At 45.1% G+C, this 23,309-nt stretch carries 23 protein-coding genes and 1 other annotated feature; of the genes, 6 read left to right on the top strand and 17 right to left on the bottom strand.

What is annotated here, in order from left to right; translation table 11 throughout:
- Positions 1-153: 153 nt before the first annotated feature.
- The gene (locus KGF70_RS05350; protein WP_216768434.1) at positions 154-1,362 is read left to right on the top strand and encodes an ATP-binding protein; all 1,209 of its coding nucleotides are present in this window, start codon (positions 154-156) and stop codon (positions 1,360-1,362) included.
- A 49-nt stretch (positions 1,363-1,411) separates the two neighbouring features.
- Here KGF70_RS05350 and KGF70_RS05345 read toward each other — a convergent pair whose 3' ends face one another.
- Positions 1,412-2,344, bottom strand: coding sequence for a YafY family protein (locus KGF70_RS05345; protein WP_216768433.1), 933 nt, complete (start codon positions 2,342-2,344; stop codon positions 1,412-1,414).
- 122 nt (positions 2,345-2,466) lie between these two features.
- Between KGF70_RS05345 and KGF70_RS05340 the strand changes: the two genes are divergently transcribed.
- Positions 2,467-2,943, top strand: coding sequence for a GyrI-like domain-containing protein (locus tag KGF70_RS05340; protein ID WP_216768432.1), 477 nt, complete (start codon positions 2,467-2,469; stop codon positions 2,941-2,943).
- A gap of 109 nt (positions 2,944-3,052) precedes the next feature.
- Here the strand turns inward: KGF70_RS05340 and KGF70_RS05335 are convergent, their stop codons facing one another.
- The 9 genes from KGF70_RS05335 to KGF70_RS05300 all read right to left on the bottom strand — a co-directional run bounded on the left by KGF70_RS05335 (position 3,053) and on the right by KGF70_RS05300 (position 8,045).
- Positions 3,053-3,991, bottom strand: a complete 939-nt coding sequence (locus KGF70_RS05335) for a DUF4097 family beta strand repeat-containing protein (protein ID WP_216768431.1) — start codon at positions 3,989-3,991, stop codon at positions 3,053-3,055.
- The gene (locus KGF70_RS05330) at positions 3,975-4,448 is read right to left on the bottom strand and encodes a hypothetical protein (RefSeq protein ID WP_253954804.1); all 474 of its coding nucleotides are present in this window, start codon (positions 4,446-4,448) and stop codon (positions 3,975-3,977) included. Before KGF70_RS05330 ends, KGF70_RS05335 begins: the two co-directional genes overlap by 17 nt.
- Positions 4,372-4,599 carry a hypothetical protein gene (locus KGF70_RS17215; protein WP_253954803.1) on the bottom strand — a complete coding sequence of 76 codons (228 nt, stop codon included), beginning with the start codon at positions 4,597-4,599 and terminating at the stop codon, positions 4,372-4,374. The genes KGF70_RS05330 and KGF70_RS17215 overlap by 77 nt, the downstream gene beginning before the upstream one ends.
- Positions 4,596-4,913: a PadR family transcriptional regulator gene (locus tag KGF70_RS05325; RefSeq protein ID WP_050339868.1), complete on the bottom strand. Its 318-nt coding sequence runs from the start codon at positions 4,911-4,913 to the stop codon at positions 4,596-4,598. The genes KGF70_RS17215 and KGF70_RS05325 overlap by 4 nt, the downstream gene beginning before the upstream one ends.
- 337 nt (positions 4,914-5,250) lie before the next feature.
- Positions 5,251-5,610 (bottom strand): helix-turn-helix domain-containing protein, encoded by a 360-nt coding sequence (locus tag KGF70_RS05320; protein WP_105921032.1) that lies wholly within the window; start codon positions 5,608-5,610, stop codon positions 5,251-5,253.
- 25 nt (positions 5,611-5,635) lie between these two features.
- A complete protein-coding gene (locus KGF70_RS05315) occupies positions 5,636-6,400 on the bottom strand; it encodes an ABC transporter permease (protein WP_216768439.1) in 765 nt (254 codons plus the stop codon).
- A 26-nt stretch (positions 6,401-6,426) separates the two neighbouring features.
- Entirely contained in the window at positions 6,427-7,167 is a 741-nt protein-coding gene (locus KGF70_RS05310) for an ABC transporter permease (RefSeq protein ID WP_216768430.1), read from the bottom strand.
- Positions 7,157-7,321: a hypothetical protein gene (locus tag KGF70_RS05305; RefSeq protein WP_216768429.1), complete on the bottom strand. Its 165-nt coding sequence runs from the start codon at positions 7,319-7,321 to the stop codon at positions 7,157-7,159. The genes KGF70_RS05310 and KGF70_RS05305 overlap by 11 nt, the downstream gene beginning before the upstream one ends.
- Positions 7,290-8,045: an ABC transporter ATP-binding protein gene (locus KGF70_RS05300; protein ID WP_216768428.1), complete on the bottom strand. Its 756-nt coding sequence runs from the start codon at positions 8,043-8,045 to the stop codon at positions 7,290-7,292. The genes KGF70_RS05305 and KGF70_RS05300 overlap by 32 nt, the downstream gene beginning before the upstream one ends.
- Positions 8,046-8,520: 475 nt before the next feature.
- Between KGF70_RS05300 and KGF70_RS05290 the strand changes: the two genes are divergently transcribed.
- Complete coding sequence (locus KGF70_RS05290; RefSeq protein ID WP_247738419.1) at positions 8,521-9,123, top strand: DNA-binding transcriptional regulator; 603 nt, start codon at positions 8,521-8,523, stop codon at positions 9,121-9,123.
- Between the two features lie 146 nt (positions 9,124-9,269).
- Here the strand turns inward: KGF70_RS05290 and KGF70_RS05285 are convergent, their stop codons facing one another.
- From KGF70_RS05285 to KGF70_RS05265, 5 genes are all read right to left on the bottom strand, one after another.
- Positions 9,270-10,079: a transporter substrate-binding domain-containing protein gene (locus KGF70_RS05285; RefSeq protein ID WP_105921035.1), complete on the bottom strand. Its 810-nt coding sequence runs from the start codon at positions 10,077-10,079 to the stop codon at positions 9,270-9,272.
- A 55-nt stretch (positions 10,080-10,134) separates the two neighbouring features.
- Positions 10,135-10,366, bottom strand: a binding site (T-box leader).
- 146 nt (positions 10,367-10,512) lie between these two features.
- On the bottom strand, positions 10,513-11,274 hold the full coding sequence (locus KGF70_RS05280) for an amino acid ABC transporter ATP-binding protein (RefSeq protein ID WP_088770611.1): 762 nt from the start codon (positions 11,272-11,274) through the stop codon (positions 10,513-10,515).
- A gap of 11 nt (positions 11,275-11,285) precedes the next feature.
- Positions 11,286-11,993 (bottom strand): amino acid ABC transporter permease, encoded by a 708-nt coding sequence (locus KGF70_RS05275; protein ID WP_216768427.1) that lies wholly within the window; start codon positions 11,991-11,993, stop codon positions 11,286-11,288.
- A 65-nt stretch (positions 11,994-12,058) separates the two neighbouring features.
- Complete coding sequence (locus KGF70_RS05270) at positions 12,059-12,859, bottom strand: transporter substrate-binding domain-containing protein (protein ID WP_050339862.1); 801 nt, start codon at positions 12,857-12,859, stop codon at positions 12,059-12,061.
- Between the two features lie 549 nt (positions 12,860-13,408).
- Complete coding sequence (locus tag KGF70_RS05265; protein ID WP_216779834.1) at positions 13,409-14,635, bottom strand: PLP-dependent aminotransferase family protein; 1,227 nt, start codon at positions 14,633-14,635, stop codon at positions 13,409-13,411.
- A 140-nt stretch (positions 14,636-14,775) separates the two neighbouring features.
- Between KGF70_RS05265 and KGF70_RS05260 the strand changes: the two genes are divergently transcribed.
- Positions 14,776-15,672 carry a LysR family transcriptional regulator gene (locus tag KGF70_RS05260; RefSeq protein ID WP_050339860.1) on the top strand — a complete coding sequence of 299 codons (897 nt, stop codon included), beginning with the start codon at positions 14,776-14,778 and terminating at the stop codon, positions 15,670-15,672.
- Between the two features lie 889 nt (positions 15,673-16,561).
- On the opposite strand, the gene KGF70_RS05255 is transcribed toward KGF70_RS05260, so the two are convergent.
- Positions 16,562-17,392, bottom strand: coding sequence for an alpha/beta hydrolase (locus tag KGF70_RS05255; RefSeq protein ID WP_088770613.1), 831 nt, complete (start codon positions 17,390-17,392; stop codon positions 16,562-16,564).
- Between the two features lie 525 nt (positions 17,393-17,917).
- A complete protein-coding gene (locus KGF70_RS05250; protein ID WP_216768425.1) occupies positions 17,918-19,681 on the bottom strand; it encodes a hypothetical protein in 1,764 nt (587 codons plus the stop codon).
- 276 nt (positions 19,682-19,957) lie between these two features.
- Between KGF70_RS05250 and KGF70_RS05245 the strand changes: the two genes are divergently transcribed.
- Together KGF70_RS05245 and KGF70_RS05240 are read left to right on the top strand one after the other, a co-directional pair.
- Entirely contained in the window at positions 19,958-20,953 is a 996-nt protein-coding gene (locus tag KGF70_RS05245; RefSeq protein WP_050339857.1) for a glycosyltransferase family 2 protein, read from the top strand.
- On the top strand, positions 20,953-23,028 hold the full coding sequence (locus KGF70_RS05240; protein ID WP_216768424.1) for a hypothetical protein: 2,076 nt from the start codon (positions 20,953-20,955) through the stop codon (positions 23,026-23,028). The genes KGF70_RS05245 and KGF70_RS05240 overlap by 1 nt, the downstream gene beginning before the upstream one ends.
- Positions 23,029-23,309 lie beyond the last annotated feature (281 nt).

Raw genomic sequence — 23,309 nt, 5'->3', positions numbered from 1 at the left:
AGCGGTCTGGTCGAATATGGAAGTATAGTTCCATATTTTAGAAAGTTGGGTGTAAATGGAAGTATACTTCCATATTTAACAAATAACAGCTAAAATGGAACTATACTTCCATTTCAGAAATTAACCGCTAAATCCAAAAGTGAGGTGCTATCCATGATTAAGCGTGCGGAATATCTAAGAAAACTCATTCAATTTCGAGATACCGATTTGATCAAGGTTATCACGGGCGTTCGGCGCTCCGGTAAGTCGGTTTTGTTGATGCAATATCGAGATTACCTAAAGTCTCAAGGCGTTGCCGACAATCAAATTATTTATTTGAACTTTGAAGAATTGGAACTTTTGAGCGTGCGTACTGCCGACGCGTTAGTCAAAGTGTTACAGCCTAAGCTGGATAAGCAACGCCACCAATATATCATGCTGGACGAAATTCAAATGGTCGACGGCTGGCAGACGGTGGTCAACGGTATTCGCGTCAGTTATGATTGCGACATTATTGTGACTGGTTCTAATGCAAAGATGTTGTCTGGTGAACTGGCAACACTCTTAAGCGGGCGTTATGTGGAGATTCCCATTTATCCATTTTCATTTAAAGAATTTTTAGCAGCTAAGGAGATCACGTCCGATTCACGTGAGGTGGACCAAGCGTTTTTGGCCTATGAAAAGTACGGTGGCTTCCCACTCGTTACCTTAAGTCCGGTAGCGCTAAAAGATGACATTTTATCGAGTTTGTATGACACGATTACGTTAAAAGACGTCGCAGAGCGAGCACAGGTTCGTGATATTACCTCACTGCGAGCGCTAGTCGCGTTTTTAGCCGATAATATCGGTCAATTAGTCCAACCTGCCAAGGTTGCGGGCGTATTGAAGAATGAAGGCATCTCGATTAGTAATCATACGGTTGAAAACTACCTACAGTTGCTAGAAGATGCGTTCTTATTTTACCGGGCGCGACAATACGATTTACGTGGCAAAAAGTATCTGAGAACTGCTGGTAAATATTTTATCGTGGATCCCGGGTTGCGACGGACGGCAATCGGTCGGCGGCCAGGCAATTATGCTGGTCAGCTTGAGAACGTGGTCTACGTAGAATTACAGCGACGGGGTTACACAGTAGACGTTGGCAAAATGAACACGAAGGAAATTGACTTTGTGGCCCGTAAAGTTGACCGCGTTTTATACGTTCAAGTATCTTATGAAATCCCGGCCAATAGCCATGAAACTGATAATTTACTGCAATTACGAGACAATTACGAGAAGTTATTGATCACGCAACGACATTATCCAGACATTCACGATGTTGATGGGATTCCGGTCGTTAATATCGTGGATTGGTTATTGCGTGATGCCCCTAGTGAGATGTAAACCAGGCTTAGCGGAACAAGCCACGCCGAAATGCTCATTTTATGACGATTTAGTTATACCGGCGCTTCAAATAATCGCGCAATGCTGCCGGTATCTGCACCACCGTGACATCTTCGCCGAGAAACTGCAACCAATCACCAAAGAAGGCAATTTCATCAGTTGTTGATGGTAGGTAGTGTCTCAAAATGCCTTGCATTTGATAAGGATCGGTGTAGGCAAGTGAAAGTGAGAATGGGTGGTAACGTTTAAAACGGCTAACGGCGGTCGCCCCGAGTTGTAACACGACATTTGGTTTGGGTGTGGCCGCTTTTAATTTGGCGGCAATCGTCTGGGAATCCAAATCGTTCTGCGCGGCTGCCACGCCAGTAATCTTGGCTAAGGGTAATTGGACTAAAGTCGTGGTGTCTAACTTAATAAATTCAAGCCACCACTGACTTTGTTCATGATATAGATGGGTAACGGCAATTTGATAGGTTTGACCGTGATTATCCGTGATCTGCATACACTGGCTGATAAGTAGTTGTTGAATCAAAGCCTCGAGGACGGGGTCAGGTAAGTCAGCGCGGTCAAGTAAGTTGGGATTTTGGGGATGAGTCCCATCAAAGACTAATTGTTGACTCAGGACTAGTAAATCGTCTTGTTGGGTGATTGGAATTAGACCAAGCAACTTTTCAGTAACGGTCCGACGACTAGTGAGGTAAGGCAGCTGTTGGTTGCGGGTTGCCATGAATGCAATGAACATCATTTTGATTTCGTCGGTCGTAAAATGAATGGCTGGGAGCACTTGATTACGCATGACCACGTAGCCACCGTTGCGACCTGGTTCGGATACGAGTGGTAGTCCTAAATCTTCGATTGTCCGAACATAACGAATAGCGGTTGAACGCGAAATATCGAATTCTTGCATCAGTTCTTTGAGTGTAAACTGGGAGCGGTTGTTGATATAGCGCATGATTAAGTTAATGCGGGTTGTTTTATTCATCGGAAACCTCCTCTTAAATTAATGCTCTTGAATTAAAGGTGTCATTTTTTGATACGGTTTGTTGCTATTATAAAGGCAATCAAACGGAATACCAAGGTAATTCCCAGAAAGTAGGATTAATTATGGCAACTTATCAAATAAAAACAAAGGAACAATTTACTGTTGTGGGCTTGGAACTGACGATTAAGAGTCAGTTCAATGATTTTGCCGGAATTAGTCGTGAAAAGGCTGATTTTTGGCAACGCATCGAGGCGGATGGGGCGTTGGCCGAACTCAAATCTGGCGCCAAAGATGATTGTTTGTACGCGGTAAATGAAGCCGTCAATAATAAGATGATGTACTATGCAGCTGTTTTGCCCAAAAACGATACCCTCCGTGCTGACCGACGCATTGATTTTCCTAGTGGGCCTTATCTAGTCGTTACGGGAAGTGCAACGTCCCAAGATGAATTGGCTGGCCAACTAACTGGCGCTGTCTTTGGCGAGATTTTACCCCAACTGACCAGTCATCGTTATGTTGGTGGTCCCAACGCGATTCAAATCCAAGCTGTTGGTGACCAATTCAAAGGCGTCGCATTAGTCCCAGTCGTTGCCAACTAGGCCGCTTCAGTTCAGTCGCTGATTACTAAACATGTCAAAAAGCGCGTTCAGACCAAGTTCCTAAACAGGTCTGAACGCGCTTTTTAGTTTGGTGAGAAATCAAGGGTGGTTAATTACTGCTGGTAACCGTAATATCGCCGTCGTTGGTTGAAAGTCGATACTGGCTGGCAGCGGACGGATTCACTTGGTAGACGCCGTTGTCATTGGCATGGTGGCCGAAGATATTGAGGTCGCCGTCGCTGGTGTTAGCGTGAATCCCCGTTGTCCGGGGCGCTGTTCCACGGATGTCGCCGTCACTGGTTGAAGCCGACAGACTGTCTGTGATCCGATTATTATTGAACAAGATGTCGCCATCACTAGTAGTCATCCGCAGGGCTTTGAACCGGTTGTTGGTCAGGTGGATATCACCTTCATCGGTCGTGATTTTAGAAGCTGCGGTGGTGAAGTGGCTGTTAGTGACGCTGACATCGGGGTCACCGGCAATTTGCAGACTAGGGGCCGAGACCCGTGATAAACGGATGTTGCCACCTGATAACGCCATGGACTGATTGATTTTAACGTTGCTCAAATTAACGTCAGCATCATCGTTGAACACGTTTAATTGGTCGACAGTCACATTTTGTAAGGACAGGTTGCCGGTCTGATCGGATTCAGCGGTCACTTTTTCAACCGTAGTCCCCTTAGGAACCGTAATGGTCGTCGTATCGGTATATTGACCAGCGTTGCCGAACATGAAGCCGGCACTGTGCGAATCGTCGGCAGTCGAGGTAATCGTCAAATGCCCGTGACTAGTTTTGATTTTTGGAAACGTGCGGGCGGCCGTCACGGTAATCTTGGTGCTCGTCCCTTGCTTGATGATGATATTGCTGCTGGTATCAAGCGTGATTTCCTTCAACTGACTAACGTGGTAACTACGACTGCGATGACGCACGATATGAAAGCCTTGTTCCCAATAAATGCTTTGAATCCCGTTATTAGCGATGCCAAACATCGTTAAGATGAGTCCTAGCACCAATAAAACAACGCCAATTCTAATTGTCTTTCGCATGATGACGACCTCCTCTCTCTGCACGATTCTTCTTGACGAACCGGTGGTATAAGTTTTGCACGATTTTTGCGATCCCTTGAATAATCAAACTGATGAGCCAGATGAAGAGTGGCATGATCAGTAATTCGGCGCCAATAATCGCAAGCCCGCTACCGAGATAGAATAGGGCAACCCAGAGTGACTGACCAAAGACCCCAATTCCAGCGGTCAACATAGCGAAGGCTAATAGGGTGACGGCTACTAGGATGGCACCGACCGCGATAATAACGGCAAAGGCCGACACGGCGATGGCAAAGAACACGGCTAGGATTGCAATCAGGGCCGGAATGGTGATTGGCGTTGAGAGTAATGCCAGGACAATCAACCAGATAGTGCGGACGTTAGCTTGTGATTTTTGCCGTTTGGATGTATTGGCACTGAGATTCTCGTTGAAGCGAATGGAATAATCCGCCAGCACCTTGCGCTAACCCCAATTCAGCCACACAGTCATCGTAATTGTCGATGCCCGCGTCGAGCAGATATTCGCGATAAAATTCAACAACCTCATCGCGTTCGTCGTCGGTCAGCTGAACGAGTAAGGCTTCAAATTTGGATAAGTAGTCGTTCATCGGTGATCCTCCCCCTGTAATAGTTGATTGATAGCTAGGTAATACGTCTGCCACTCGGTCTGAATCGTGGCCAGTTGGGTCAACCCCGCGCTAGAAATTTGATAATAACGGCGGTTGCGCCCTTGGTAGGCCTGGTCATAAGTGGTGACCCAGCCATTCTTTTTCAGTCGTCGTAACACTGGGTACAGTGTGGATTCAGAGACCTTAATGGCTGCCTGTAGTCGCTGGGTCAGCGCATAACCGTAGTAATCCTGGTCTTTAAGACAAGCGAGCACGCAACCGTCGAGAAGCTCAGAACTGATTTGAATCGCCATTATTATCCCTCCTGTTATATTATACGTCGTATAGTATCGTTCACAGAGTAGTATACAGGTCGTAGTTGGGGATTGTCAAACGGAAATCGTGAGTTGTTGATCCTTGGCAGCTAGGGAATTTTGGATAACTAAAACAGGGCAATCAGTTGGATGGTTATTTGTTGCGTCTAGACTGCCAATTAAGCCGGAGTCAGTGGGGACAACCTATTAAATGGTAAATCGTGATACTAGCGTGATCGTCAACAATTTGCGGTCACACAAAAAGACGGTCAAGAAGATCGGCCGCCATTTTAACTAATAACACGTTAATAGAATAGGCAAAACGAACTGGTTTCTGTCAGAATGCTGAAAAGAAACCAATCACGAAGACAATCAGTAGAATCGCCCACCAGTAACCAGCTAAGAAGTCCCAAATGTTCATTTTGCCTAATTTACGGACGTAGCGGTTGTGCTTGGGGTCAAAGACGAATTCGGTCGAATCGACTTTTTCTTCCGGTTTTGCGCCAAAGACCAGCGTGTCTAAACCGACGTTAAAAATATCGGTGAGTTTAATCAGGTTGGTGAGGTCGGGGGTTGAATCACCTGCTTCCCACTTTGAAATCGCCTGGCGCGAGACAAATAGTTTCGCCGCTAAGTCGTCCTGGGTCGTGTTAGTTGATTTGCGAAGTTTTTTTAGTTGGGTGGGGAATTGATTCATGGTAGCGTCCTCCAAATAAGTAGTGTTAGAAATGTTTTTTTCTGAAAATCAAGTAGCCTAAAGTAACGAACAGTAAGGTGTAGCACAAGGTTCCCGTTAGTAATTGTGCGTTGGATAACTGGCTCGTCGCATAGTAGGTCACGTAGTTATAGTATTCCCGAGTTAGGTTAATCATGTTGAATGGATTCCATTTGATAAGCGGCAGCCAATCCCGGTAATTTAAAAGTGAACTAGAGACAAATTGGCCCATAAAGACAATCAGCAGGCTGATAATCGTTACGGTGGCATTACTGTTGATCAGGCACGAAAATAAGAAAACTAAACTAATGATGAACATTGTCGTTAGTAAATCCACGCCAACGGTTTTCAACATATTTTCCCAGAGTGGCTCATGGTAAAGATAAATGGTGGACCAGGACACGTGCGAGTTTAAGGGCGCATATCTGAGGCCAATCGTAAATAAGATGGCGATGGCGTGGAGAAAACAATCGTAGCAGAACAGCACCAGATATTTGGAGAGGTAAACAATCGCTTTATTGGGTGATTTGGTTAATAAGGTTAGAATCGCGTTGTTTTGAAACTCCATCGAAAAGGTCGTCGCGCCCACCACGACTAGTAATAAGATGATCCAGTCCGGCGAGTTGTAGTTTGTCACAGTTAATAGCTTACCTTCATTGTAACCGATTCCGTATCCGGTGATCACCATTAAAAGCAATAAGATAATTGGTGCCCACCACGTGATTTTTCGATGGCCTAGTTTGTAGAACTCTTGGTAGAGATTGCGGCGCAACATAACGAGGCTCCTTTCAAAATTAATTAAATCGCACGAACTTTAAATTGATGATAGCCAATTATTAGAAAGATGATGCTATAGACGAGCGTTCCGAGAACGAGTTGGCTATTTGTTAACAGTGACAGGTCTGCATAAGCTGGTGATGATAATTGCTGGGTCACAAAGACCATGTTGAAGGGGTTCCATTTTAGAATGCCTGCTAATGACGAAAAGGTCTTGATGATTGCGACCGAGAGACTGGCACCCCAAAAGACGATGATTAGGCCGATACCAATGACGGCGGCGTTGACCTGAATCACCATTAGTAACATGAAGGCCAACGTGATTAAGAAAAATGAGTAAAGCAGGGTGCTGGCATTATTGATCAGGACGATTTGCACTAATTGCGGCGTCCAAGGGTAGCGGTCGCCGGTGAAAATTGGCTTTAGGAGCATCGTGATTAAAGCGGAAACAACTGTCAGTAACAAGCCGTAGCCTAAAATAACGATTAGTTTAGCACCGTAAATCGCACGTTTACTAGTACTCTTGTAGACTAATGGCACAATGGTGCGGTAGCGATATTCCATTGATAGAAATGCGGAACCGACCGCAATCAAAATGAGTGTTATCCACTGGGGTGCCCCAAATTCAAACGTGATAAGTTGGGATGATAGTCGTGTCGTTTGGCCACTGTAAATCATCAAAAAGGGTAGGACTAGGAGGCCCCACAAACCGTTCTTTTGATGGATAAATTTATATAATTCAATCCTGAGATTAGTTTTCATGATGAGGGCCTCGTTGTTTTTCCAAGATAGTAACGATCAATTTTTCAAAACTCGTTTCGACTGGTGTCAGCTCGGTTAGGTAGAGGTCGTCTTGACGTAAGACTTTTTGACTATTAATTCGGTCAGCTTGTTTGATAATCAAATAAGGGGGCATCGACTGTAAATGCCACCTGCGCATTTTGAAGTGCGGTTATCGTTCGTGATTGATCGTTTGTCAGTAATCGATACTGCGTTTGATGGAGCTGGTTAAAGGTGGTGATTGGCTGATTAATGATAATTTGGCCGTTGTTGACGAGAATGATGCGGGTCATGATTTTCTGCAACTCACTTAAAATATGGCTACTAATCAGAAAAGTCGTACCCTGAGCTGCACGTTGCTTGATCAGATTTCTTACTAAAATCGTCGCTTCAATATCGAGACCATTCATCGGTTCATCTAGAATGACGAGTTGCGGCTGATTCAGCAGGGCAATGGCGATCCCTAATTTTTGCTTCATACCCAAGGAGTAATCTTTGGCTGGTCTGTCAATGTAGGGCGTTAATTCTAATTGTGTTACTAACTGCATCAGGTCAGTCTGGTCATGCGAGTATAACGTTAGGTTTTGCCGGCCTGTGAGGAACGGGTAAATGGCCGGATGCTCGATCAAGGCACCGACGTGGGTTAACGCGCTATGATTATTTTCGGTGACCAGCATTTGATTAATGCGAATCGTCCCAGTAAATTTTGTTAATCCCAGAATGGTTTTCATAATGGTAGTTTTACCCGCACCATTTGGTCCAATCAGCCCGACAATCTGACCTGGTGAAATATCAAACGTCGCGTGCATTACTATCGGTTTTCGTCGGATAAAGGTACTAACGTCTTGAAGTTCTAACATTATCCATCATCTCCAAATTCTAAGTTGATCTACGATTGAATGCTTCAATCGCTTCGCTACATCCAGCGTGGCTTTTTACCGCGTTACCTTCAAGCGGTTAAACGTAACATAGTCGCAAATGAAGGGAGAAGTAGCGCAACTCAGTGTGGCATAATTGCACAGAAATGCTGGTGTGACGCGGTTAGATAGGTTGCCCGGTAATTATCAAACAAGGTGGCCTGAGACCTTAAAATGTGGGCTTCGCGGCTTAACTTTGTGTCCATCACGTTCCAGTCATTGCCCAGAATACCTGGAGGCCGGTGTAGGACGCATCCACTACAGAAAGCTTACAGTAACTTGTACTGTTTCCAGTGGGGCTCAGCTGGCAGCACTTGAACTTAGAAAATAGCATTATCTAATCATCCTTAATGCTAATGAATAACTAGCACAACGCGTATAATATATATAGCGAAAAATCACATAGCACGATTATGTCATGGGTCCAATGGCAGACAATCATCATCCTAAAATTCCTGGGGATATTTGGCTTTTTGGGATAGACATAGAAAATAGGGAGTGTTATCTAAAATTCCAAATCAAAAACGGTGATATCATATTCTGGACTTCAACTCATCCTGCCGAATACTCGGTAGAATATCCGCTTAAGAATAGCTTATTTCGGCTTGCATCCTTGGAGGTGCTCATGATGACAAAAAAGTTTTTTTACAATGAAGAATTAGACACTACGGAAGAATATTCAGAGGTGTGGAAGTACGAACTCATGCAAGTCAAAGACATACCCGACTTGATAGTCCGTAATCATTACTGGAAAGATGATCGAGGAGAACTTTGGTTAGATTTTGACGACCCCAATGAGAACTTTAGAAGAGCCTTTAATGCTTATAGAAGTCGAAAGGGATTCATGCAACCAAATGACATAAAAAAGTTACGAGAAAATTTGCGCTTGAGCAAGCGTGTCTTCGCTGAACGTTTAGGCATTAGCTATGAAAATGCCTCACGGATAGAGAATAATAAACGAGTTCAGACACCTTCACAAGAAATCACCTTCAGAAAGGCGCAACAAGACTGTGAAAGATAAGGATTTTTGACGAACTAGTGCCACGCGTATCGTAATGCCTAGTTGAACTCGCACGCTTAAAATAGGTGATGAGACCAAAAAAGTCCCACTAGAATTTTTCTAGTGGGACTTTTCAATTGGATACCGATTTTAGCTAACCAGACAACTTATTTATCCGTCACGTTGCCACCAAAGTACTTGTTAGAAAGTTTCTTCAAAGTCCCGTCTTTCCGGAGTTCTTGAATGGCTTTGGAGATTTGTTTTTGGAGTTTGGCGTGCTTCTTAGTGAGGATGGCGCCAATCTTTTGTGTCTTGATTTCAGAACCGCCACTGATCAATTTCAAGTTGGCTTTTGGGTTCTGCTTGAAGTAAGCGTAGAAGGCTTCCCGTGAATTGATGGTCCCAGCGACACGGCCTTGATTGACCAGGTCGATCGATTGTTGGAAGCCGTCAGTTGGCGTCACGGTCGCGCCTAAACGTTTCGCGTCGGTCGCGTTGTTACTGGTCGTCGTTTGGGCGACTTTCTTACCCTTAATGTCTGTGATCTTATTGATGGACGAATTCTTCTTAACGGCCAATTGTGATTTCGAATAGATATAAGGCGTTGAGAAGAGGTACTTTTGTTTACGTTGTGCCGTTTCGGCAATGTCGTTGATGACCACGTCATACTTATCGACATCGAGTCCGGCAATCAGTGAATCAAACTTGGTTGGGACGAACTTGGCTTTTAAGCCTAATTTCTTGGCAACCGCTTTGCCGAGGTCGACTTCAAAGCCGGTCAACTTGCCGTCTTTGCGGTAACTGTAAGGTTGGAAGGTGCCTTCCAAACCAATTGTTAAGGTGCCGCTCTTCTGCAAATCCAACTGACTGCTGGCTGAAGAAGATTTGGAAGAACTAGAGCTGCCGCAAGCCGTTAAGGTCACGGTCAATGCAAGTCCAAAAAGTGCTAACGCAATGGTTTTAAGCCATTTTTTCATGAGATTACCCCCGTAATGTGTTGTTGTGACTAAAAAAATCAGCAGTCATCCTGTCAAAAAGGACGACTGCTGATCGTGGTACCACCTTAGTTTCCAAGCGCGTGCACGACGCCTGGCTCTATGAGTTAATTAACTCAGTACGCTAACGGGTACGACACGTCACTGGCTTGCAACTGCTCACCAGCACCATTTAGAGACCATCTTCGCAGCATAATCCGACCGTTTTTCACCAACCAACGGCTCGCTAAGCGTGATTATTCCGCTACTCATCTCATCACAACGTTTTGATATTGAAGCTAGTTTACAAGAGTAAATGATAATTGTCAAATCATTTTGCCATCTTTGATTAACGATATTATCATTTTAGACAAAAAAAGACGCCCAGCCCAGGCGAGATGCGTTGGGATGGACGCCGAACAAAATCTAATTTAGTTTATTGGTTGGCCTTGTCCGAAATCGTCGTAAAGGTCATTGCGGCTAAGAAGTCGGCAATTCGTTGGGTCGGTTGTTTGAAGAATTCTGCGGGTGTGCCGTCGAATAAGATCTTACCGTCTTCGACAAACAGAATCTTGTCGGCCACCGCCCGTGCAAATTCCATGTTATGCGTCACGATGATCATTGAATCTTGTTCTTGAGCCAGCGCTAATAGCACGCGGAGGACGCCAGCTTCTAATTCAGGATCCAAGGCACTCGTGGGTTCGTCCAGTAAAATATATTCAGGATTCATCGCGAGTGAGCGCGCGATCGCGACCCGTTGTTGTTGCCCACCAGATAGTTGGCCGGGGTAAGCGTCTGCCTTATCCTGTAAGCCGACTTTGTCCAGTAGGTCTAAGGCCGTTTTTTGGGCAACCGCGGCATCTTGTTTCAATACCTGTACGGGGCCTTCCATGACGTTTTTCAACACGCTGAGGTGGGGGAAGAGGTTGTAGCCCTGAAAGACCATCCCAGTCTTGCGCCGAATCGTCAGAATCGTTTTGCTCGTCAGCGGCTTAGTGAAGTCAATCGTTTCGTCATTGAAGTGATATAAGCCGTTTTCAGGGCGCTCCAGTAAGTTGAGGGACCGGAGTAAAGTCGACTTACCAGACCCGGAAGGCCCGACGATAACGGTCGTTTGATGTTCCTTGAACTCAGTATTGATGTCAGTTAACGCCTGGTGATTGCCAAACGTCTTATTAAGATGCTCTAACTTGATCATTGTGCAACCTCCTAGTTAAGTGGCCGTAAGTAGCGGGACGTCCGTTTTTCCAAGTAGCCTTGTAGCCAGCTGAGAATCGTACATAAAATCGCATACAGCGCGGCAACCAGCGAATACATCACGAGTGGTTGGTAGTTCTGCGCTGCAATCTGTTGACTAACTTCGAACATTTCGATGATCGTGATTGAAGCGGCCAGTGACGTATCCTTCACCAGACTGATGAAACTGTTGGCCAATGGGGGTAGTGAGACGCGAGCGGCCTGTGGCAAAATGATGCGTTTAAGGACTTGCGACTTAGTCATCCCGATGGAATAGGCGGCTTCCCACTGACCTTCAGGAATCGAGAGAATCGCGGCCCGAATCGTTTCAGCACAGTAAGCCCCGGTGTTCAACGAGAAGGTCGCGATACCGGCAGTCCAGGGGTCCAACTGAATCCCGTTTGGAAAAACACCCTTGATTTTGAGGTAGGGTAAACCAAAGTAGACGATAAAGAGTTGGACTAGCAGTGGTGTGCTCCGGAAGAGCCAGACGTAAAAGTTAGCGATAGCTTTGAGAATCAAGAACCAGCCGCGCCGAGCCGAGATTTTGACGAGTGCGGTAAAAACGGCCAGAATCAAACCGAGAATAAATGAAATAATGGCAATCGGAATGGTGTATTTGATCCCTGCCGCAACGATTTGAGGGGTCGATGTAACGATAATGTGCCAGATTGAATCCATAGGGTGCCTCCTGTGATAGTTAGATTATGGTGCTATGTATCCCGCGTGAATCGCGGGCGTGGTCATTACTTGTCAGTAACGTTACCACCAAAGTACTTGTTAGACAATTTCTTCAAGGTTCCATCCTTACGAAGTTCTTGGATGGCTTTTGAAATTTGCTTCTGGAGCTTTGGATGTTCCTTAGTGACGATCGCACCGATTTTTTGAACGGCAATCTGGTCACCAGAATTGATCAACTTAATGTTGGCTTTCGGGTTCTGCTTCAAGTAAGCATAGAAGGATTCCCGGGAGTTAATGGTCCCAGCAGCCCGGCCTTGTTCAACTAACTCAATCGATTGTTGGAAACTGTCGGTTGGGGTAACGGTCGCGCCTAAACGTTTCGCATCCGTAGCGTTGTTACTAGTGGTCGTTTGTGCCACTTTCTTACCCTTGATCTGGGTAATCTTGCTGATGCTTGAGTTCTTCTTGACTGCCAGTTGGGACTTAGAATAAATGTACGGCGTTGAGAAGAGGTACTTCTTCTTACGTGCAGCCGTTTCAGACATGTTATTCATCACGACGTCAAACTTGTTGGTGTCCAGTCCGGCAACTAACGAATCGAACTTCGTTGGGACGAACTTGGCCTTTAAGCCCATCTTCTTGGCGACGGCTTTACCAAGTTCAACTTCAAAACCAGTTAACTTACCATCTTTACGGTAACTGTAAGGTTGGAAGGTGCCTTCCAAACCGATCGTCAACGTCCCCGATTTTTGTAGCCCTAAGTCGCTGGACTTACTGCTACTAGAGTTGCTTCCGCAGGCGGTCAACGTGACGGCTAACCCGAGCCCCAAAATCGCAACACCTAATTTTTTAACCCATGTTCTCATGATTCACACTCCTAGAAATTTTTCACGACACTCCTAGTTTATCCGAAAATGAATCTGTTAACAAAAAATAAGCATTGGATCTCCAATGCTTATTTCATAATCGGCTAGTATAGCGTTAGTGTAGCGAATCGGCGCAGGACTGTCAAACCTTTTTTTGGCGGCCAAAAGGTGGTTCGTAGTTGCTACAACGGCTATTTGGCCATTGACAGCGAGGATGTGTAAAAGTTTACCCGCTAACTGGCAATCGTCACGGCGCTTCAGTCACTAGTTGGCTTGACGGTGGAAGAGGCGTCAGCCCACATGATGAACCGGCGCGATACGATTGGGACTGAATGACGAACTAGTGCTAGACCAACAATGATTTGATAATTAACATCGGTTTGGAACGTACTAATAATATGAGTTGGTGAGCGGATGTTGAGGCTAGTTGCGCCGCTGCGAGCCCAGACAAAGAAAAGACGCTAATTTTGGCAAGTCATCGGTACTTTCTGACCATGAAAAATGCGGCGGCAGTCGTGGTTGACCGTCGTCGCATTTTGAGTGGGCTAATTAGAATGGTGTTGCCAAGGCAGTCGTTGGTACCGTGACTTGAACCGGTTGGAGAATTTGTCCAAGTCGCTGGATGCCTTGCGTGATGGTTGCCACGTCGGAATTGGTAAAGTTCAAGCGGAATCCGTTCGTGACTGCGCGGCTAGCAAATTGGCAAGCTGCTGGAACGTAAGCGACGTGCGCCTGTGGAAGAACCACGTCATTTAATAGGGCTTTGGCGTCCACACCAGCTGGTAAGGTGACCCAGATGAAGAAACCACCGTTTGGCCGCGTGTATTGCACGTTCTTTGGGAAGTAGTTATCGAGTGCCGTCAGCATCGCGTCGCGTTTTGTCCGATATGCAGCACTAATCGCTGCGACGTGTTCATCGATGTCGTGGCTGTCTAGGTAGCTGTTGATAGCTGCTAAAGTCACATTTGGTGATTGGACATCGATAGCGGATTTTAGTCCGACCAATTCTTGCATGATGGTGTCACTCGCCACGATCCAGCCCGTCCGCAAAGCGGGTGAGAGAATCTTGGAAAAACTGGAGATAAAGATGACCCGACCTTCAGTATCGTAATGCTTGATGGCAGGAATGTTTTGCCCGCTATAACGAAGGTCCCGGTATGGGCTGTCTTCCAAAATAATGACATCATATTGATTAGCAAGAGCAACCATTGCTTGGCGACGTTTGGCACTCATCGTCGTCCCGGTCGGGTTGTGGAAGTCAGGAATCGTATAAATCAATTTGATTTCAGGATGAGCCTTCAAGGTCTTGCGAAGTTGCCGAATGTTCATGCCATTATCATCCACTGGAATTTCATAATAAGTTGGTTCGTAAGTGTCAAAGGCGGCGAGGGCTCCCATGTAGGTTGGACCTTCAACGACCATTGCATCGCCGTGGTTTAATAGTAGTTTTGCAACTAGGTCGATGGCTTGTTGCCCACCTTGAGTCATTAGGACGTTGTCAGCACTGACTTGCACATCCGCATGAGTTGCCATGCGGTCAGCGATTTTTTGCCGTAGTGCCGGTAGCCCTTGCGTGGATGAATATTGGAAGATGCCCTGGCCGTCTTGTTCGATGGCGTCACGATAAGCTTGTTTCAAATCGTCATCCGGAAAGAGGTGCTGGTCCGGAAAACCGCCAGCGAAGGAAATGTTTTCCGGGTTGGCACTATTCTTGAAGATTTCATCGAGGTCTGAAGTGTCGTTGTTTAACACACGGTTCGCAAATAAGTTTTTCATGATAATTTCCCCCACTCAATTTTTTGTCCTTAAACTGTTTTCTTTGATTATCAATATGATAAAATAAACCTTGGGATTAGTAAAACTCAACTTTTTCAATATTAAGTGAATTCTATTCATCTAAGGAGGGTAAAAACACGATGGCTAACTTTGCTTATGAGGTTTTTTCGACTGTAGTTGCGCAACATACGTTTTACCAAGCCGCTGCGACGCTTAACGTGACGCCGAGTGCGGTCAGTCATTCCATTAATCAATTAGAGAAGGAACTCGGTTTTCCGCTGTTCATCCGGAACCGTTCAGGCGTTGAACTTACTAGTGATGGTCGGCAGGTTTTGCCGTATGTCCAGGAGATCTTGAACACCGAAAGTAACCTCCGACAGGTCGCTGATAACATCCAAGGCCTGCACTCCGGATCCGTGCGAATCGGCGGTTTTAGTAGTGTTTGCATCAATTGGTTACCCCGAATTATCCGCGAATTTAATCGTGAATATCCCGATATTGAGATTTCAGTGATGCAAGGTAATTTTAATGAAATAACCAACTGGGCCAAAATCGGGACGATCGATATTGGCTTTACGTCGATGCCAGTCAATGAGAATTTACTCGTTCATTCGTTGATCAATGATCCAATCTACTGTGTCACGCCGGCAGACTTCATTCCTGAAAACGGGGAGTACATCACGACTGACGATGTGGCCGACAAAAACTTTATTCTGCAACAAAGTGACTATGACCGGGATACGAAGCTGGCGCTGGACCACTACCACGTTACCAATAATTTCTTGCGATTCTCCATTGATGACCAATCGATTATTTCAATGGTGGAATCCGGCCTAGGAATGGGGATCCTGCCGCAATTAGCGCTACGCAAACTAACTGGGGATGTCAACACGTTTTCCTTCGCTGAACCGTATAACCGTGAAATTGCACTAGTTGCCAACAAGACGCAGGCGACGGCCCCTTCAACGGCGATGATGATTCGGGCCATCAAGCAGTTTCTGACCAAGGAATATCCAGACCAGATGCTGTGGCAATAGAACGGTAGCTTGCAGTCAACTGCATGTCATGAATTATGATTAAAAAGTGCGGGTAGATTTGCTGTTGGTCTGCCGAGGGCGCGTCCTAGTCCGACTTACGGGGCCGGCTGACAATTGCTGGAACAGGGCGGACATCGATTTGAACTCACGCAGAAAAACACTGCGCAATTTCAAATACGAGTCTTCTTCTAGCCCGGGAAACCCGCCCGGACAAGAAGAACTTCGCCCTTGAGCATTGTCAGCCAGCCCCTTCAGTCGGGAAGCCGCTCGAATGGCGGAGGAACGACCACCTAACTTGGTGCAATTGGTTATGGAACATTAAGAAACTGGACCTTCAGGCAAACTTTTTGAATCAGCAGCAACGCTGATTTACGGCAATTTAATACTGAGAAGATTGCCTGAAGATTATGGATTACCTCAATGAAAACTAGCTGAATACCATGCTTACGGTTAGACGGAAAAGTCGCGTTAGTCTTCCAATTCAAGACTTTAGGGCATCAGCTTAACCTAGAAAAATCCATTAAGTTGATGGTTCATAGAATAGTTGGCCGAGAACTCATTGGAGACCAGTCTCACAGTTGAATCTCAAAATACCCGTTTATTGAGAATCAACGACTGTCCATCAAAAGTTGAATTCGCACATGTCTGCCTTTCGAATACAATCCCAGAATGCCTGGAAGACGGCTTAGGACGCGTCTATCACAGAAGATTTACGCCAACTCGCCCCATTTTCCAGCGGTTCTCAGCTGGCTGCATTTGAACTTAAGAACTAGCACGTTTTAATCATCATTAATTCCGAATCATAATTAAGTATATAAAACCGGCTCCCTCGAATCAGGGAGCCGGTTTGTTAGATACGGTATTAGTATGGTACGCCTGACTGACAGGCCTAATTGATGAAGGATTGAATAATGTTGCCAATGCGCCGACTATTCAGTATGCCGGATTCGGTGCGCCAAGTGCGTACGACATGTTGCTGGTAGCGTTTGACAGTCGGTTTGAAAATCGATTGGCCGGCCAAAGCGCTTTGAAGCGGGAGCGTTTGCTTGGATTTGGCACTTTTTTCAGCAATGATCAATACCTGTAACTTGGGATTGATGGTCTTACGCTTGGCAATCAGTGTCTTGAGCGCAGCTGTCTGATTTTTTGCAGCCACTGGCGTTGTTTTGCGACGACGGTTTTGTGAGCCGGTCCCGTTGAAAGGGGTCGCGATTAAAACCAAATGTTGCGGTGTCAGTGCAATCGTGGTCTGTTCGACGTAAGTAGTGGCGGTTAGTCCGCCATCGCCATAACTGACGAGGTTGAACCGCCGGAATTTGAAATGCTGTTGAGCAAGTCCGAGCACCCGTTTGAGTAATTGCGCTTTTTTCGTTGTACTGATGCCAGTTGGCAACTGCACTTGAATGTAAGGGCGATTGTCGCTATTTAGTAGTTGTCCTTTGAATACCACGGTACCATTGGTGCTGGCTTTTGCCGTGACGAGCGTTTGTGAAGCACTGTTATGTTGAATATTGGCCGTTAGTTGTTGATTTTGTTGATGCGTCAAGTGGCTATCTAGTAGTAAGACCATTGGAATGCGTTCAGTTGAGGTCACTGTTACCGCTGTGACCGGTTTGGCCTTACGAACTTGATGTTGCCACAAGATGACGCCCCCAATCATGGCTAGTAGGACGGCCAACCAAGCCGCACCAGTCAGGACTTGTTTCGTTGTTGCTTTCATATGCACTACTCCATCTTTTCGAATAAGCTTCACTTTAAATGTAAGCTACCCGCACAAAACTTGCAACTGTTTCTACATCTTTAAGACAGCAAAAGTCCCAGCCAACAAAATTTGGCTGGGACTCCTTAAAGGTATCAGTCTTGTGCTCCGAACAGGGCAGAGACTGATGCTTTAAGATTACGTTTGGTACTCAAAAAGCATCACCCCCTTTCATTAATTGTCCGTAGTTTAGTCTCTTTTACTGGTAAGGTCAACTAATTAGTTCCCAATCTTGCCAAACGCGGTATAATAAAGTTCCTTGGCAGGGGCACTCGGCAGTTGTCGGGTACTTGATAACTGAATATTCAGTTATGGCATTGGTTATTTGGCGGGTGAATACTCGTGAGAAGCCGTGCTAAAAGGCCTGATTCAAATTTGAATCAGGCCTTTTGATGTTTGACGGTAAAATTAGAACTATTTTCATTCACTAACTAGCACAACGCGTATCAATCCGTCGGTGATATGCCGATAACCTATCACTGATGATTAGTGTTTAGAACTAACTGGCCGATGCAGCGCAAATATTAACAAGCTTGCGATATAAGCAAGAAAAGTGATGAATAGTGCCCATGCGTGACGAGAACTATTAGCAATTGAAATCGTGATATTGCTGCGACCTGCTGGTAATTTGGTTTTTAACTGACCTTGCGAATGTGTGTATTTTACGAGATGATTGTTGACTTTGATCTGATAGTTAACATTCTTATAGCCAATAACAGGTAATCTCAAAGCTTTTGTATGGGCCTGCTGCAATTTAAAACTAACCTGCTGGTCATTAGCAGAGATGAATTTAAACTTGGCCATGCTTTTATGGTCAAATGCTACGGTCTCTTTATTTACACGATTAGCGTCATTGAAACTCAGGTCTTGTTTTAAGGCATGTTTGATTTCCGGTTCAATGTTTGATTTCTTTAAATGATAATCTGGTACGTCCATCCGATCAATATTTTCATAATAGTTTTTTGAAGTGAGGTGTCGTATCCGAAACTGATGAACTGCGGCGCTTGAAGAATCGTGAGGTAGTGACGATAAATAGTTTTTTTGGTTTTGACGATGGATTTGTATGACACCAGTTAAACCAATGATAATCACAAACAAGCTAATAAAAATGGTCGTTGATGTTGTGTGCCAGTTGTTATGATTTAAATATAATATTAAGGAAATTGTTGTTCCCACAGCGACTATAGTTAAAAAACGCATGGTAAATTGTATGAGTGTGGCAGGCGTATTAATTAACTTAAATGTGGGAAGCCAATTCTGTGCCAATATGAAGATGCTACCGGCCCCAATTGCCCAGTAACGCCATGAACCGGTGGCTTTACTCAAAAGTTGTGCCAATAAATAAATCAGAATAAATGTGATCGCGATTCCCATATGTGCACCAGTTGCTGATTCTGTGATGTCATTGCTTAAGATCCGTGAGAATTCATTGTTAGGATCCAGACCAATCAAACCGGGAGTCGGAGATACCATCTTATTGTGAAGCATCCAATCTATGACGTTAAAAAGTGAATAGAGCGACATTAAGATTGTGAGACCAACACTTAGCATCAAATATTTTATCTCATTCAGATCCATCTTCCGAGAAAATAAGCGTATGATTTCGAGAATTCCGACGAATATTGTGAAAATTACCAGCGATAATACATGTGAGTTGGCAACCAGGCTCATACCAATAGATAGCCAGAAAATACCACTTTTCTCCCGGTTCCATATTTTAAACAAGCCTAATATTATCAATGGTAAAAACGCGTATCCAAATGCTTCCCCAATTGCGACACGTGTATACATTAACTGAAAGTGGTAAGCGTTAAATTGATAAGTAATCATACCTAACAGTGTAATTAGTCGATTATGGCTTAGATACTTTGCTAATAGATATGAGTTAGTCACTGTAATGATATTCATTATGAAGAAGCCCAAGGCAAATGCTAGCATAGGACTTTGAATAAGTAATCTCGGGATTACGTATATCATCATGGTGAGCCAAGGATACATTGCGTTCATAGCGACGCCATTGTTTTTAAACCCAATGAAATTGACGAGACTTGGCAAACGTCCAGCTTTGAAGGCTTGATAAAGTGATTCCAAACGCGCGAGGTGAATAGACCCATCATTGCTTAACGCAAAAAAATGCCCAGTAAAAGCTGGATAAGTCGAGATAAAAGCTAACACTAAAATGATTAGTGTGGTGACAATTGCTTTAAACTGAGTTGAAGTTAAAATTCTTTTAAATCGCATGGCTAACATTTATGCATTCCCCTTATTCCCCACTTTTTTATACAATAATTACAATAGTAAACTTGAAAGTTCTATCTGTCACGAGATTATTAATGATTAACATCAATGGTACCTTTTAAAACTTATCCCAATGATTTAATATAGTTATATTATATACGTAAACGTCGACGATAAACGCTAAAATCTAACTATAACGTTCATCATCGTTTGGAATTAAATAAGGGGCAGGTAGCGGCGATGTATGACGCCGTAATTTACCGGTTTATTATAGGGGGAGTATTAAGAATGAAGCTGACAACGCTCACGATTGTGGTGCCATGCTATAACGAGGCTGAAGTTTTACCGACTTCGGCAGAGACACTACGTCAGATATTGCAGAATATGATTGACATCAAGCAAGTAAGTCAAAAGAGTAAGATTTTGTTTGTCAATGATGGTAGTCGTGATAAGACTTGGTCATTGATTCAACAATTAGAACGTGATAATGCGTTGTTTACCGGATTAAAATTTAGTCGAAACTTTGGCCATCAGAATGCTTTAATGGCCGGAATGAAGGTTGCGGGGAAGTACTCAGATTGTGTGATTACGATCGATGCTGATTTGCAAGATGATGAGAACCTGATTCCTAAGATGGTTGCGAGCTATCAAGAGGGCAATGAGGTGGTCTTAGGCGTGCGCAATGATCGTTCGAGCGATTCTCATTTTAAACGGTGGACCGCCGAAGCGTTTTACGGCTTAATGGGGAAAATGGGTGTTCAATTGGTCCCAGACCATGCCGATTTCAGACTGCTGGGACGACGCGCAATCGACGTACTAATGGAATATCAAGAAACCAATCTGTTCCTGCGCGGTATTGTACCGCAATTGGGCTTTAATACCGAAAAACTTTACTATCAACGCAAACCCCGACTCGCGGGTGAGACTAAGTACCCACTCAAAAAGATGTTGTCATTTGCTTTTGACGGTATTACCTCATTTTCGATTGCACCAGTAAAAGCAATTATGTCGTTGGGAATTTTAGTCATTGGGATTAGCCTCATCATGGTCATTTACGCCATCGTCCGCTTCTTCACCGGCAATGTCATCAGCGGCTGGACGTCGTTAATGACCAGCTTATGGTTTTTAGGTGGCATTCAATTAGTCGGTATCAGTGTGATTGGCGAATATATCGGGAAGATTTATGCGGAGGTCAAACACCGTCCGCGTTATATTATCGAACAAGATGACTATACGCCGACACAGCAAACAGCCCAGCTGAATGAAATGGTAGGTGCGTCTTAGTGACTAGAAAGTTATTGATTGGCTTCAACTGGCTAGCCGCTGGTGTTTTAAGTATCGTTCTGTTGCTGGCTGCTTTAATGCCGACAGACTTCTTCAACAAGGAAGACTGGGCAAAACCAGTCATTCTGATTGTGACGGCGCTAGGCTTCTTGCTGATACTTAACGCGATCAAAAAGGCCTGTCAGAACATTTCGGCGCGCACTTATCGCTACTGGTTGTATGGGATTGCCGGATTGATCCTGATTGCGCAAGTGTGGGTGGCGGTCCACTTTATTGATGCGACGCGGGCCGACGTCTACTTTGTGCGTAACCAAGCGATTGCGCTCGCGCAAGGCAGTCATCGCTGGGCGTATTATTTCAAAGTTTATCCTAATAATGTGAATTCTGCGCTGCTGGAAAGTGTGTTCATCAAGCTCTTGTTAGGTATGGGCATCAAGGCACCGTGGATGATCCTGAACCTGTTGCGGTTTGCGTGGATCGATACTGGACTGTTGTCGGGATTGGTGCTGCTCAAACATTGGCAACATTGGCGTCCAAGTGGGTTATTGTTGATGCTGACTTGGCTGCTGAGTATCCCCGTCTATAGCTACGGAGTGTTTCCATACAACGACGCCCTCGTGATGCCACTGGCGCTAAACGTGGCGGCGTTAGGCTGGTTATTTGTGAACAAGCGTGGCTGGCAACGGTGGCTTGCGGGTGTCGGGACCTGGTTACTGCTCGCAATGGGTTATGTGATGAAGAGCAATCTAGTGGTGCTAATCATCGCGGTCCTGTTAACGGTCGGCCTGATGGTGGTGCGCGACAAAACCAGATGGCGACTAGCTGTTGAATGGTTAGTGGGCAGTGTCGTGACATTGGGCCTGATCACGATGTTGATGACGACGGCCGCTAAGCATAACGGCTATGTCAAGGATCCTGAGCTGGCCACGCCGGTCACGAGTTGGATTGCCATGAGCTTGAATCCGGATACGCAGGGGCAATATCATGGTGCCGATTTTTATCCGATTCGCAATACGAAGACTCAGGCTGCTAAGAAGAAAATGGCGGCTGAGTCCATTAAGTCACGCGTTGAGCAGATGGGACCGCTTGGATTAGTCGATCATTTTTATCAAAAACTAGGCGTGTTTTATAGTCATGGTGACTTCGACGCCATCAATTTGATTGCTCAGTGGCTCAAAGCGCCTTCACGGTATATTCTGCACCAACGGCACTATAAATTCTGGGCATTATTGCTGACACAGAGCTGGTATTTGGCCCTGCTGATTGGAAGTATATGGCAACTATTCACGCAGCGAAAACACTTGATTTCAACGGCGATGCTCAGCTTAGTTTTGCTTGGACTGACAGCCTTTCATGTGCTTATTTGGGAAGTTGAACCGCGCTATGCCTTGCCATTGTTACCCATCATTATGTTGCTCGGGTGTGAGGGCTGGAGCACAATGCCAGCGCTGGCCTTGAACTTCAAACGACGATTGGCGGTCAGTTGGGTGCTGATGTTGGGCGCCTTGGTTGGCATGCTGAATCTGATGCAGATGAGCAAAAAAGTAACCGTGAACCAGATCTCGATTGCGATGCAGGGAAACGGGGCTTATTTCACCCCGAATACGCTGAGCGTTAAAAATCGCTATCACTTCGTTGTTCGACTGCATGGTGAACAAAGCAACCAGTTAGTGTTACACACCAAGTCGAAGAATCGCGTGACAATCGTTGTTAAGCACCAAGGCAGCGTCTTGAAACGAGTGACGGGTCAAGCTGAAAAGGTACAACAGATCAATTATCGGGCGGTCCATGCTAAGCAGCTGAACGTCACGATCATTAATCATGGTAAGACGCCAGCACTTTATGGTAGTGGGCTACTGCACTTTTCGAATGACACGGGCGCAATTACCAAGCAACCTCAAATGACCATGCAATGGAACGTTAATCGGGTCTTTAAGCCAAAGAACCCAACGCAAAAAATCAAGTTAACACCCAATAAGTCGATTGCGGCGATGACGGGGCTTTTCCTGGTGCTAGTGCTAGTCAGTATCTGGTATCGTCCCGCTGATGAGCTAAATCAACGCAAACGGGTTTAACACGAATATAGTAATGTCTTGTGAAAGGCTGTCTCGGTATTTTAACTGAGACGGCCTTTTGTGATTGAATCGTGTTTTGGTTTGCTATTCATCGGCCGGGGTGCAATCTCGACTTCCGGGGCCGACTGACAACGCTGAAAACTGACACGTTTTAATTATCGGCAATATCAAATATTAACGCGTAATAAATAAATTCTAGTAATGATAACGTGTGACCTATGGCAGATGGCAGCTAGCTGGACTGAATTTACGCTTTCAAAATGACAATCAACCGAAAGCGC

Origin of the sequence: Lactiplantibacillus sp. 7.2.4, from assembly GCF_018991185.1 — a bacterium.
GTDB classification, from domain to species: domain Bacteria; phylum Bacillota; class Bacilli; order Lactobacillales; family Lactobacillaceae; genus Lactiplantibacillus; species Lactiplantibacillus pentosus.
The sequence above is the reverse complement of the archived record's forward strand: the minus strand, read 5'-3'. Positions and strand labels throughout refer to the sequence as shown.